Below are 12,505 nucleotides of genomic sequence, written 5' to 3' on the forward strand. Positions count from 1 at the left end.
TTCCTGATCGGCGTCTGCGCCATGTGGATTTCGGACGTGCTGTTCGAGTTTGCGGTGCGGAGATTCAAGCCGGGGGTGGAGGAGTAGCTGTTGGCACCGCGTCGTCTGTTGGCCACTGCCTGACGGAATTACCGAGGCGGGCGACCTGGCGCAGCGTGGCTTTCATTTCCAGGACCGACCGCTGCCCGCTTCGGCTCACGCCGGGGCGGGCTTTTTTGTATTTCCGATCGGCCATTGCTGAGCGGCATTCGAGCTGACCGGTCTCGTCATCGCCCGTTGTCACAAGCAAGTTAATCATGTCGGTTATGCATAATGATTATTGTTAATTTTTGATTGAAGCACCGAAAATACATAAAGACTTGAGGGGATGAAGCGCTCATATATTGTTAAGCAAGAGGTAGACCACAGAAGACGGAAGCCATCTCCATCATCAAACGGGAATAGCTTTCATGAACAAGTTCACTGTTATTTTCGCCGCTGTTGCAGTTGCATCGTCCGTTGGAGCCGCCGAGGCGGGTTGTGGGTGCGGAGGTTCGGGCGGCTGGGGAGGCAATTCGGGCAGCCTGATCAATGTTTCGCCGTCCATCGACCTTGGCAAGATCACCGCGCTGAACGACGTGCTCAGCGGCAACAACATCCTGAGCGGCAATGTCCTTTCAGGCATTCTGAACGGCAACAAGACCAATATCGTCGGTGGCGTTCTGAGCGGGCTCGGCGTCAACCTGCTGGGCGGCAAAAGCTACAGTCTGGGCAAGCGCCACTAAGTTCGGCGCTGCATCTAACCATCGAAGACAACCCAAAATAGCCCGTTCCGGTGCGCCGGGCGGGCTATTTTTGCGTGTCGGGCCGATCAAGCGAGGATGTTGACCGCGCGTGCCGCGACCAGCGCGATGGTCAGCAGCGAGATCATGGCCTCGGCCATCATCAGCAGCTTGGCGCGCTGGGAAAGTGGCAAGGTGTCGGTGGGCGAAAACGCGGTCGCATTGGTGAAGGCGAGGAAGAAATAATCGACGAAGCCGGGCAGCCAATCTTGGAGTTCACGGTCGTTCAACGTCATCTGCGCGAACAGGAAATCGGCCTGCGCAAGCTTGACCAGACCGCAGGTCGGCGGCCCGCCGCGATCGGTGCTCCAGAACCACAAGGCAAAGACGATGACGTTGGTAACCCAGATGTTGAGTGCGTCGATCAGCAGGGTCGTGCCGCTGTTGCCGGCATGGCCCTCCAGCAAGGCATGCACCAGCAGGACCAGCGAACCGCAATTCATGATGCTGATGATGGCGGTCATGGTCAGGGCTGTTCTGCGGATCATGACCCGAAACTGGCCGATCGCATGCCACTCGTGGTCCTCGACCGCCTTCCGGGTGGCGGCCTGTGTCCAGGCGGTGGCCACCGACAAGGGCAGCAGCAGGGCGGCTTCCAGCGCGGGCGCCAGCCAGCGCGGCCCGAATGAGAGATTGTTGATGACCAGAAGCTGCAGGCAGATGATGACGAGAACGGCCGCACGGGCCATCCAGAAATCGAGCGCACGGTAGTGAATGACGGCATGGTGGTGGCGCATTTTTCAAATCCTGGATGCTTTTCTGAGGACGGGAGCCGGTCAGGCTTGGGCGACGCCTGCCGCGATCACGCCCAATGCGCCATGCCCCGGCATGTTCAGGGTGCCGCGGGATGGCGTGTTCCATTGTTGTCTTGCTGGCATGTGATGACGGGAGAGGCGGCATGGTGGCGCGAAACTCTGCCTCAATCTTGGTTTTGCCGTGGTCGCCCAAGTATACATTTTCGTAAGCTTCGAGTTCTGGGCTGTTCGAAAAACCGTCCGGCGTGATTTATCCACCGCATGACGCGAATCGACGGACCCATCAACGGTTGGCTGCCTGTCGGCAGTTCTGTTCCAGGCGACTGGCGGCAGTCGTCGATCTGGCCAGGGCTGACGCGCTATCCAGAAGCCGGCCTGGCGCTTTTATGCCTGACACAGATCCTGTGCTGGACCGTGGCGCCCGCGCTTGTCGACGTGTCACCGCCCAACGATGTCGTCGAAGGCTTCATGTGGGGCCGCGAATGGGTGCTGTTGACCTACAAGCATCCACAGCTTCCCGGCTGGCTGCTCGAGATCAGCCATCTTCTGACCGGATCGTTCCGCTGGCCGCAATATCTCGTGGCTCAGCTAACGATCTCGGCCACTTTCGTGCTAGTCTATCTGCTGGCCCGCGACATGCTCGGGCGAACCCGCGCGCTGGCCGCCGTGCTTCTGATGCCGTCGCTCTATTTCTTCGGCTGGCCGACCCCACAGTTCAATCATGACTACGCGCAGATGCCCTTCTGGGCCGCTATCTGCTGGCTGTTGTGGCGTGCGGGCCGTGGTGGTGGGCCGGGCTGGTGGCTGGCGCTCGGGCTGGTGTCGGGCGTCGGGCTCTATGCCAAGCTTTCCACCGGCTTATTATTGCTTTTCGGGGCGATCTGGCTGCTGTCGGACACACGCGCACGCAGTCGGCTCGCCACGCCCTGGCCATGGCTTGGGCTCGCGGTTTTCGGCGCTGTCGCCGCTCCACTGGCCGCCGAACTCTGCCGCGTCGATTTCCTGCCGCTGACCTATGCCGCCTGGCGCGATCAGTGGGTGGTGGCCCATCGCTCCCGCTTTTATTATATCGGCGTCCAGATGGCCGGGCTCTGCGGCTTTCTTCTGGTGCTGGCGATATCAGGGCTGCTGCGGCGCTCGCCCGCGCCGCAAAAGCCCGTCGGGCGCGGCACGCTGGTCTATCTCTTGTGGATGGGGGTTGGCCCGGCGATCCTCGTCATGGTGGCGTCCCTGTTCACCGGCGCCGGCGAGGCCTGGGGCGCGCCGATGTACAATCTTGCTGGCGTTGTGGCGCTCGCCTTGCTGGGCCATCGCCTCGGCGCCATCGAGATGCGAAAGCTGGCGATCTGCGCGCTCATCTCCATTGTCGGCATATCCGGTGCCTATGCGGGCATCCGCTGGACGAAATGCAATCTGCGTGGGCGCATGGACGCCGTCTGCTGGCCGGCGCAAAAGATCTCGGATGAGGCAGAGGCTGTCTGGCACGCTGCGACGCCCGATCGGCTCGACATCGTCGGCGGCCATGCCCTTATTGCGCCGCTGGCGGGCCTCAATGCCTATGACAAGCCGTCGATCTTCACCGAACTGAACATGCAGTACGCCCCCTGGATCACCAAGGAGCGGCTGCGCGAGCATGGCATATTGCTGGTCTGGCCCGGGCGCGATGTGCCATCTTATCTGCAGGCGTGGGTGGGCGACATCCCGGTCAAAATCGTTCTTTTCGACTGGTCGCTCAAGGCACCGCCGGTGGCGATCAGCTTCGCCGCCATTCCGCCTGGCGCGCGGCAGTTGCCGGGTGCTATCGACGGCCTCGCCCGACCGAGCAACTGAAGCAGATCCGCCGGTCCGCTGGACGAAGCAGGTGACAATGCCCATCTATGTCCAGACAAACTTGCCTTTGAGGAGACGTGATATGGCGACTTCGACCGAACGCGCAGTCCTTGCCGGTGGCTGCTTCTGGGGTATGCAGGATTTGATACGGCGCTATCCCGGCGTCATCTCCACCCGTGTCGGCTACAGCGGCGGCGACGTGCCCAACGCCACCTACCGCAACCACGGCACCCATGCCGAAGCCATCGAGATCAATTTCGATCCGGCCATCATAAGCTATCGCACGCTGCTGGAACGCTTTTTCCAGATCCACGATCCGACGACCCGCAACCGCCAGGGCAACGATGTCGGGACGAGTTATCGCTCGGCGATCTATTACACCAGCGACGAACAGAAGCGCATCGCCGAGGACACGATCGCCGATGTCGATGCCTCGGGCCTGTGGCCGGGCAAGGTCGTCACCGAAGTCGCACCCGTTGGCCCCTTCTGGGAAGCCGAGCCCGAGCATCAGGACTATCTGGAGAAATATCCCAACGGATACACCTGCCACTTCGTCAGGCCAGGCTGGAAGCTGCCGGTTCGTGAGAAGGCTGTTTCGTAGGGCTCACAGCTTCCGGTCCTGCCATGCATTGCCGCTCGATGGAGTCGTCGAGCGGCATCATCGCATCCCAAACACCTTCAGTCAGCGCGCCTTGTCGCGTCGGTGAAGCCATCGAGCTCTTCACCAATATCCGAAAGTGCCCTTCGAACGATTGTCTCGACCGTGTCTTGCCGATCGGGATCGAGTAAACGAAGACCTCGTTGGATTGCATCGCGCCAGCTGGCACCGCGATTCCAAGCTTCGGAGAACACCACGGCGAGATCATCTTGCCGGCGGGCAGTTGCCATCGCCTCGACCAGCAAGCTTGCCTGAAGAACATCTTTTTCCCGTTTTGCCGCGCCGTTTGCATTCGCTTGGCGAAGAGAGGCGACAATCAGTTTGTGGACGGCATATCGCTCGGGTGAGGGGACCAGTACCGGGACTCCGGATCGATGCAACAAGACGGTTCTTACGGGTTCGCGGATCAGAAAATCCAGGAACCGCAAGGGTTGTGCCGATGCGCCGCCCAGCGACGGCATCGCGCTCGCGTGGTCGGCGTAGTCGTCGCTACCCCGATTTGGGGTCAGGAATTCGACCTTGTAGCGGGAAGCGTTTTCGAACTGGGTCGTGCGATTGGCATCCGTTCGGTGCGGAATTTCGCGAAACGACGGATCGATATCGCGCAGCACATTCATGATCGGTGGCAGACTGTCGCCCACTTCGACGGAGACCGAGTGAAATTGGGCAAAGTCGGCATCGCCTGTCTGTAGCGCTACCCCCGGCAGCCTTACGCCCAGATATCCGGCGTAGGTCTGGAATGCGACCGTGCCGACAAGTACGCCCCGCAAGCGGAAAAACCCGGCCTTGCCAAGAGCTTCGACGATATCGCCGGTAAATTTTTCCGGCTCCATCAACCCGGCCTCGCGAACAAGCGTCGATACGAGCTTACGACGGCTTTTCAGATCGCTCTTGATTTCCCTGAAGGCGGCGACGCGTTTTGCGATCTCGGGATCGTCGGCCGGACCGACATATCGTCTTGTCGTCTTCGGTCTGGTCTCCTCGAAATACCAGTAGTCGCGGCCTTTTACCGGAACCCGTACGAAATTGCCTGCCGTCGAGAAGTCAGTTTGGAACGAGGCATCCAGGCTTCGTTGCACGAGTTCAGCGAACAGAGTGCGATAAGCAATATCGATCGATTTCATGGCGGCGTCCGACCAGGGTCTTTGCGTTATAAGAAATTTGCAGTTCTCTTATAACTGCGCGCTTCTGCTCCTGGTTTCAAGTGGTTATAAGAAAATTGCGAAAACCTTATAATCGCCCGACCTGTTATCAGAAGCAGCGCCATACACCGCCAGCGGTGCGCGCCTGCGTCGATTTCCTGCGGCATGCGCATACCGGCCGTCAGACGCTGTCCGGCGATTAACGATGCGCCGAAAACCCGCGGAGCATTCGCTCCGCGGGTTTTCGCTCCAATTGGCGACAACTTACTTGCCGCAATGGTTGTCGTTGACTGTCGGCGAAGCCGTGCCCGGCGAGGTGCCGTTGGCATCTGGCTGTGCGCCCTGCGGACCGGCCGGGCAGTTTTCATCCGCGTTGGAATTCATGCCATCGGGCATGCCGGTCGTGCTGTTGGTTATGCCCGGGTCCACAGTGTCCGGCTCGACCGTATTGGGTGAAGCCGGCGTGTTCGGCTCAACCGTCACCGATTTGCCGCTGCCGCCTCCGTTTGCACCGTTATCGTCAGCACTTTGCGCCATGGCTGATGTCGCCAGGCCAATGGTGAGAGCCGAAGCTGCGAGGATTTTCATTGTCTCCATTTCTGTGAACTCGTCGCTCATTCTTACGAAGGTGATCGCATCGCGACTATGGGGACAACCGGTCGCGGCAGTGAAGGTTCCCGACAAAATTCCGCTCAGGCGCACCACGACTGGCGCAATCCTTTTGGCGCAGTGTGCTGAAAAACGGCTTTCCCTTCAACCCGAATGATGCTTTAAGGCGCACATCCACAGGGGTGCTCCGTACGGTCGGGGCTGAGACGGGGGCGGCAAGCCCACAGACCCTAGAAGCTGATCTGGGTAATACCAGCGGAGCGAGGCGGGCGGTGTTTTCAGGCGCACAGATTTCCCTATATCCCATGACCGACGATTTCGTCGGTGTCATCCTTGGCGGGCTTGGCGCGCTCGATCCCTGGCGCGACAAGCTCAGGATCGAGACCGACGACATCTCGACCTTGCTGGTCGGGCCGCCCGAAGTGCTGTTTCCTGCCATGCGCGACCTCTTCGTGGCGGCGGCACGCAGCGGCAAACATTGCGTGTTGTCCGCCACCATCTCGCGCGGCTGCCCTGGCGAGCCGGACGATCCGATCTGCCGCTCCGATGCACTTGGTGGGCCGGTCGGGCCACTCGGCCCGCGCAGGGATGCGGCCATCGCGGCGGTGCGCAATGCTGCTGTCACCGGCCAGCCGGCGGCCGCGCAGTTCTCGCTCTATGTGATGGGCACCGACGACCACATGGACGAGATTTACGGCTGCATCGACTTTCTCAAGCAGTCCGGCGTCTATGAGCGTTCCAAGCATTTCTGCACGAAATTGCGCGGTGATGCCGGTGCGATCTTTTCGGCGCTGGACGAGGCCTTCTGTCGCTTCGGACCAGGCGCCGGCCACGTAACTCTCGACGTCACGGTCTCGGCCAACAGCCCGTCGGCTGTCTGAAGCTGCCGCCGCTTCCGCGCGGCCGTCAAAGGTTATCTCCCGTGGTCTCATCGTCAGTCGCTTCGCGCCGGATCGCGAGCCTTCTTGCCAAGGCAGTGCCGGCCATGGTCTCGGTCGGGTTGCTCCTGCTGGCGTGGGAGCTTTATGCCACCTATTCCGGCATCAAGCCGACGATATTGCCGGCGCCGTCGCGCGTCCTCGAGCAAGCGATGCTCAATCGCGAGGCGTTGGCCAACAACGCCGTTCCGACCATCCGCGCCACGCTACTCGGCTTTGCCTGTTCGCTCAGCGCCGCTTTTGCGCTGTCGATGCTGGTCGACTTCTTCCAGCCGCTGCGCCGCGCGTTGGTTCCCGTCTTCATCGTCAGCCAGACCTTGCCGCTGGTGGCGATCGCGCCGCTGGTGGTGCTGTGGTTCGGCTTCGGACTGGCGCCCAAGATCATGCTGGTGGCGCTGGTCACCTTCTTTCCGATGCTGGTCGCACTGGTCGAGGGCTATGAGTCGACCGAGGCCGAGATCGGCCAAATGCTGCGCGCCATGGGAGCAGGGCGCCGGCGCATCTTCGTGCTGGCGCGGCTGCCTTCAGCACTGCCTTACTTCTTTGCTGGCCTCAGGATCTCCATCACTTATGCCGTGGTCGGCGCCATCTTCGCCGAATATGCCGGTGCCGCGAAGGGGCTGGGCATATACATGCTCAACGCCAAGAACAATTTCCGCCCCGATTTGGTGCTGGCCGCCGTCGGTGTCAGCGCCGCGCTGACACTTGTCCTGTTCGGGTTGACTGTGCTGCTGCAGCGCCTGGCCATGCCCTGGGAGCGAGCCGACAAGGCAATCGCAGGGAAGGGGCCGCGGCGATGAACCGGCTCGAGCTGCGGCATGTGCGCAAGGCGTTCGGCGGGCTCGACGTGCTGGCCGATATTTCGCTCAGCGTCGGCGCCGGTGAATTCGTCTCGATCCTTGGACCTTCGGGCGCCGGAAAATCGACGCTGTTCCAGCTTCTGACCGGCGCCGAGCATGGCGAGGGCGAGATGTTCTTCGACGGCGAGCCGCTCGATGACCACGGCAAGCGCTTTGCCTTCATGCCGCAGCGTGATGCGCTGATGCCTTGGCGGCGCATCCTCGACAACGCGACGCTTGGACTCGAAGTGCAAGGCATCAGGCGCAAGGCGGCGCGGGCGCGCGTCGCGCCGCTGTTTGCCGAGTTCGGGCTTGCCGGCTTCGAGCGACATTTCCCCGGGCAGCTCTCGGGCGGCATGCGCCAGCGCGCGGCCCTGCTGCGCACCGTGGTGCAGCAGCGCGACATGCTGCTGCTCGACGAGCCGTTCGGCGCGCTCGATGCACTGACCCGCACCGCCATGCAGCGCTGGCTCGAACAGATGTGGCGGCATCACCGCTGGACGGCGCTGCTGATCACCCATGACGTGCGCGAAGCCGTGTTCCTGTCCGACCGCGTCTATGTGCTGTCGGCGCGCCCGGCCCGCATCGTGCGTGAAATCAAGGTGCCGCTGCCGCGCCCGCGCAGCCTTGGCGGCCAAGCCGCACGGCAGGCAAGCGCGCTCGAGGCCGAAATCCTCGACATCATCCTCAACCCCAACCCATCCAAAAGGACACGACCATGACTGACTTGACGCGCCGGCAGGCCTTGCTGCTCACGCTTGCCACAGGCCTTCCGCTCGTTGCCGGATCGGGGCGAGCCCAAGCACAATCGGCACAAAAGGTCACCGTTGCCCTCGACTGGACGGTCAACACCAACCACATCGGACTGTTCGTCGCCCGCGACAAGGGCTTCTATCGCGAGGCCGGGCTCGAGGTCGACATCCTGCCTTACAGCGATACCGGTGCGGGCACGCTGGTTGCAAATCGCGTCGCCGATTTCGGCATCAACGGCACCATCAGCCTGTTCACCCAGAGAACCGCCGGAGCGGACCTGAAGGGCGTCTATGCGGTGGTGCAGTCCGAAACCGGCCGCGTGGTCTTCAATGCGGCACGCAACGAGATCGTAAGCCCGAGAAGCCTCGACGGCTTGATCTATGGCGGCTTCGGCAGTGCCTGGGAAAACGCGCTGATATCGACCATCATCCGCCACGACGGCGGCAAGGGCAATTTCGAGACGGTGACGCTCGGCACCTCAGCCTATGAGGCGCTGGCCAATGGGTCGGTCGATTTCACGCTTGAAGTCTCGACGTGGGAGGGTGTCGAAGCCGAGCTCAAGGGCGTCAAGCAGCGCAGCTTCGTCTATGCCGATTATGGCGTGCCTGACGAGCACACGACACTGATCTCTTCGAGCGAAGCCTATCTCCAGGCCAATCCCAAGCCTGCGGCCGACTTCGTTCAGGCGACGCGGCGCGGCTACCAGTTCGCTGTCGACCACCCCGACGATGCGGCAACCCTGCTGATCGCTGCAAACAAGGATGCGTTGACCAATCCGGCGCTGATCCACGCCTCGCTGAAGGCATTGGCCGACGACCATTATCTACGCAGCCAAAGCGGCGCCATCGGGACGATGGATCCGGCTAAGATGGAAGCGATCGGCGACTATCTTTTCGCCTCCGGCATCTTGCGCGATCCCGACGGCAAGCTGGTTGCTCGACGCCCGGATTTCGGGAGCTATTTCCGCAACGACTATCTGAGCTAGTCTGGCAAAACCAAATGACATGGGTCGCCAGTCTTTCTGGGCGACCGCGTGGAGCAGGTCGTCTGGAAGTGGCGCCCTGGCTCGACAGCCAGTTTAAGACCGATCTGATCTTGTTGATTAACTGCCCGGCAATGGTTGCGTGCAAAGGTCGCCCTGAGGGATCATTGGGGTGTCTGCATTGCTCATATCAAAAAGCGAGGCGCTTTCGCACGTCAGTGACGGCAGGATCCTGTCCGCAGCCCGAAAGCGCGAGATCCTGGTGGACTTGCGGGAAGGTTTCTTTCGGATATGCGCGCTGGCCTTCGCGGGCATGTTCGTCTACCGCGGCGTGTATCACCTGATGCTCGACCCGACGCGCATCAATGTGGCGCTGGTGGCGATTTCCGAGATCCTGACCTTTACCTGGCTGCTTCTGTCGCGTCGGCCGAAGGTTCGCGACTGGAACCCGCTCACGGTGGTTGTCTCCGTGATCGCCAGCTTCGGTGTCGGTTTCATCGACCTGGAGCCGGGCGTGGCCATCATCCCGGTCCATGTTGCGGCGCCGCTGCAGGCCCTGGCGTTGGGGTTCGTGATCTGGGGAAAGATATCGCTGGGGCGTTCTTTCGCCATTCTGCCGGGCAATCGCGGCGTGATGACAGGCGGTGCCTACCGTCTGGTGCGGCATCCGATCTATGCCGGCTATCTTGCCGGCCATCTCCTGTTCCTGCTGTCGGCCTTTTCCTTCTACAATCTAGCCGTCTACGCGGTGATCACCTTCTTCCAGGTGCACCGCATCCTGCGCGAAGAGGCGCTGCTGGCCGTCACGCCGGAGTATCGGGACTATATGAAGCGCGTCCACTACAGGCTGTTCTACGGCGTCGTTTGACAAGCGCCCCGGCGCGCAGAATCGTTCGGTCTGCAACCACACTGGCAACGTTCGATCGTCTATAGACCTGCGCATTGTTTGTGCAAGCTAATATTGCCACTTTTACTGGCGTTTATTTCAGAAATTTTGTTGATATATATACCACCCTTCAATTTCAGTATTCTCTCTGTGAAGCTGAAACTCACTATCTCGCGTAGTTGATTCTGCAATCGGCTTCTCGCCATCTCCGGCCGATCGGAAAGCCCACCACACTGGTGGGCTTTCTGCGGTCCACAGGCGTGCCGGAATTAAATTCTGGTTGCCATCACCAGGATGGCCGTTTCTGTTGCTGGCGAGACTTCTTCCGCGCGCGATGCCCGCCACAATCGCGGAACGGTAGGCCTTTGGAGCGCTCGTCTTTTGAACATCGCAGCTGCGACGTTCAACCCTACGGCACCGGCTCTTATGGCGGCGGCGGCCTTGGGCTCGTGCTGCTCATCGTCATCGTGCTTGTCGTGCTCGGGCGCATCTAGCCGGGTTATCGCCAACTGATCGCAATCTCGTGAGCGCCCCAATGTCGGCGTGCACCGGATTGTGATGCAGGTAAGCCGGCTTGTGATCCTGCACTCTGCAAAACTTTCGTATGGTCATTGCGGTCCACACCCCCCCGTGGAAACAAGAGGAGAGGGTCCCACCCCTTGTCCTCCTCCAAGGCCCGCTCCGGTTCACCGTAGCGGGCTTTTGCTTGCTGGCGAGGCAAAACCGGCTCGCATCAAACCCTATGGGCGAGGCGTTCAGATGCTGGCGCCAGTCGACTACTCCATGTCAGGCACGTCACCGCTGACGAAGAGCGTGTTCGGCGGACCATATTCGCCCAGCGTCGGATCGGCCTCACGGCTCCAGGCGATGACGCCGGAATGCTTTGCCGTCAGAGCCCTGGCGGTGCGTATGGCGCGATCCTCGCTCTGCTGGTCGGCGGGTCCAAAGGCTGGGAACAACTCGCCATCCTCACCGCGATCGAACGCGACCACGACGATCAGCCTGGGATTTTTCTGGCCACTGGAATCGGACATCTTGCACCTTTGGCGCAGAACCTATCACATTGCTCGGGGTTGAAGGCCGCGAATCGATGAATGCCGACTTTGGGGAGTGGCATCGTGCAAGATCAGCGTTTCGATGAGCCGGTCAGGATTGCGCTCGGCCGATCGCGAAACTCGATCTTCAACGTGGAGCGGGTCGCTCAGGCTGCCGACATCCTGCTGAACCGCTGGCCGGTTGCGACCGGGCAAAAGCATATGGTTGCCCGCAAGGCCTGTCTGGCCGTGCTCGAGGGAAAGAAAGAAGTCTCGGCGGCAAGAGCGGCGTTCATCAACGCCGCTATCGAGGCGGACATCCTCGTCGAACCGCGTGAGGTGTCGATCCCGTAGCCTGCCCCTGGTGAAATTGAATCAGGATCTGGCTCCATCCCCTTGATGTATGCCCCTTTTTGGCGATCGCCGACCGGCTTTTCAGGGCTATTGACCTGCCTCTCGGCACGCCCTGCACGGTTATTCCGCACATTTCGCTGCCTGTTGGTCAGTCTTCGGCATCTGTTGACATAGCATCCGGGCCTCGGTATTGAACAGGATTATACAGGTTCATTGAACAGGTACCCTTATGAAGCGGCGCGCGGTTCAACTGTCTCCCGGCAGGGGCAAGCCCGAGCAGATCGCCACCGTCCTCGAACATGAGATCCGTTCCGGCGTCCTCGGTTTCGGCGACCGCCTTCAAAGCGAGAACGAACTCGTCCAGCGCTTCTCCGTTAGCCGCAATACGGTCCGCAAAGGCCTCGAGGAACTGTCCAGCCGCGGGCTGATCACGACCAAGGTTGGTATCGGCTCGTTCGTCACCTTCGACGGCAAGCCGGTCGACGACTCGATCGGCTGGTCGCGCGCGCTGGCCGATGCCGGCGCCAATGCCGAGACGCGGACGCTGCGGCTGGAGGTCATCGAAGACCCCGATCTGGCTGCGCTGCTTGGCATCGAAAGCCCGTTCTTCATCGCCGTCGACCGGGTGCGCACCAACGCCAGCGACGGCCATGCGATCTCCATCGAGCGCAGCCGGTTGCCATTGTCCTCCGAGCTCGAGGACGTACCGTTGCGCGGATTGCGCGAGGGCTCGCTGCACCAGACGCTGCGCGTCGCCGGCCTCATTCCCGACCATGGCGAGGAATGGGTCGAGATCGAGATGCTCAATGCCGAGGATGCGGCCATCCTCGGCTGCCCGCAAGGCACGCCTTTCCTGCGTGGCCGCCGGCTGACGCGCGCCGCCGACGACCGGCCGATCGAGTAC

Annotated in this window: 15 protein-coding genes and 1 riboswitch; of the genes, 11 read left to right on the top strand and 4 right to left on the bottom strand. The window is 61.4% G+C overall.

The annotated features are described in order from the left end of the window. Nucleotides 1-449: 449 nt before the first annotated feature. Entirely contained in the window at nt 450-764 is a 315-nt protein-coding gene (locus EN914_RS08335; RefSeq protein WP_024501590.1) for a hypothetical protein, read from the top strand. A gap of 86 nt (nt 765-850) precedes the next feature. Here EN914_RS08335 and EN914_RS08340 read toward each other — a convergent pair whose 3' ends face one another. Beyond that, nucleotides 851-1,558 carry a hypothetical protein gene (locus EN914_RS08340; RefSeq protein WP_024501589.1) on the bottom strand — a complete coding sequence of 236 codons (708 nt, stop codon included), beginning with the start codon at nt 1,556-1,558 and terminating at the stop codon, nt 851-853. 279 nt (nt 1,559-1,837) lie between these two features. On the opposite strand from EN914_RS08340, the gene EN914_RS08345 reads away from it, so the two are divergent. Next, a complete protein-coding gene (locus tag EN914_RS08345; RefSeq protein WP_032898599.1) occupies nt 1,838-3,406 on the top strand; it encodes a glycosyltransferase family 39 protein in 1,569 nt (522 codons plus the stop codon). A gap of 82 nt (nt 3,407-3,488) precedes the next feature. Continuing rightward, nucleotides 3,489-4,007 carry a peptide-methionine (S)-S-oxide reductase MsrA gene (gene msrA / locus EN914_RS08350; protein ID WP_024501587.1) on the top strand — a complete coding sequence of 173 codons (519 nt, stop codon included), beginning with the start codon at nt 3,489-3,491 and terminating at the stop codon, nt 4,005-4,007. A 77-nt stretch (nt 4,008-4,084) separates the two neighbouring features. On the opposite strand, the gene EN914_RS08355 is transcribed toward msrA, so the two are convergent. Further along, nucleotides 4,085-5,188, bottom strand: coding sequence for a GSU2403 family nucleotidyltransferase fold protein (locus EN914_RS08355; protein ID WP_024501586.1), 1,104 nt, complete (start codon nt 5,186-5,188; stop codon nt 4,085-4,087). A 282-nt stretch (nt 5,189-5,470) separates the two neighbouring features. Continuing rightward, nucleotides 5,471-5,911 carry a hypothetical protein gene (locus tag EN914_RS08360; protein WP_407067772.1) on the bottom strand — a complete coding sequence of 147 codons (441 nt, stop codon included), beginning with the start codon at nt 5,909-5,911 and terminating at the stop codon, nt 5,471-5,473. A gap of 72 nt (nt 5,912-5,983) precedes the next feature. Beyond that, nucleotides 5,984-6,097: riboswitch (TPP riboswitch) on the top strand. On the opposite strand from EN914_RS08360, the gene EN914_RS08365 reads away from it, so the two are divergent. From EN914_RS08365 to EN914_RS08390, 6 genes are all read left to right on the top strand, one after another. Further along, the gene (locus EN914_RS08365; RefSeq protein ID WP_024501584.1) at nt 6,088-6,696 is read left to right on the top strand and encodes a YkoF family thiamine/hydroxymethylpyrimidine-binding protein; all 609 of its coding nucleotides are present in this window, start codon (nt 6,088-6,090) and stop codon (nt 6,694-6,696) included. Its footprint overlaps the riboswitch before it by 10 nt. A gap of 41 nt (nt 6,697-6,737) precedes the next feature. Beyond that, complete coding sequence (locus tag EN914_RS08370) at nt 6,738-7,553, top strand: ABC transporter permease (protein WP_024501583.1); 816 nt, start codon at nt 6,738-6,740, stop codon at nt 7,551-7,553. Continuing rightward, nucleotides 7,550-8,314, top strand: a complete 765-nt coding sequence (locus EN914_RS08375; protein ID WP_024501582.1) for an ABC transporter ATP-binding protein — start codon at nt 7,550-7,552, stop codon at nt 8,312-8,314. Before EN914_RS08370 ends, EN914_RS08375 begins: the two co-directional genes overlap by 4 nt. Next, nucleotides 8,311-9,330 carry an ABC transporter substrate-binding protein gene (locus tag EN914_RS08380; RefSeq protein ID WP_024501581.1) on the top strand — a complete coding sequence of 340 codons (1,020 nt, stop codon included), beginning with the start codon at nt 8,311-8,313 and terminating at the stop codon, nt 9,328-9,330. Before EN914_RS08375 ends, EN914_RS08380 begins: the two co-directional genes overlap by 4 nt. 169 nt (nt 9,331-9,499) lie before the next feature. After that, the gene (locus EN914_RS08385) at nt 9,500-10,195 is read left to right on the top strand and encodes an isoprenylcysteine carboxylmethyltransferase family protein (protein WP_024501580.1); all 696 of its coding nucleotides are present in this window, start codon (nt 9,500-9,502) and stop codon (nt 10,193-10,195) included. 383 nt (nt 10,196-10,578) lie between these two features. Continuing rightward, entirely contained in the window at nt 10,579-10,707 is a 129-nt protein-coding gene (locus EN914_RS08390) for a DUF3309 family protein (protein WP_081714180.1), read from the top strand. Nucleotides 10,708-10,989: 282 nt separating this feature from the next. Here EN914_RS08390 and EN914_RS08395 read toward each other — a convergent pair whose 3' ends face one another. Then, on the bottom strand, nt 10,990-11,247 hold the full coding sequence (locus EN914_RS08395) for a hypothetical protein (protein WP_013530800.1): 258 nt from the start codon (nt 11,245-11,247) through the stop codon (nt 10,990-10,992). Between the two features lie 84 nt (nt 11,248-11,331). Here EN914_RS08395 and EN914_RS08400 point away from each other — a divergent pair, with 84 nt between their 5' ends. Both EN914_RS08400 and EN914_RS08405 read left to right on the top strand, forming a co-directional pair. Next, nucleotides 11,332-11,601: a DUF982 domain-containing protein gene (locus tag EN914_RS08400; protein ID WP_013530801.1), complete on the top strand. Its 270-nt coding sequence runs from the start codon at nt 11,332-11,334 to the stop codon at nt 11,599-11,601. A gap of 229 nt (nt 11,602-11,830) precedes the next feature. Further along, on the top strand, nt 11,831-12,505 hold a 675-nt coding region (locus EN914_RS08405; RefSeq protein WP_164778686.1), incomplete at its 3' end, for a GntR family transcriptional regulator.

This window comes from Mesorhizobium sp. M7A.F.Ca.CA.001.08.2.1 (assembly GCF_003998455.1).
In the GTDB taxonomy this organism is placed as follows: Bacteria; Pseudomonadota; Alphaproteobacteria; order Rhizobiales; family Rhizobiaceae; genus Mesorhizobium; species Mesorhizobium ciceri.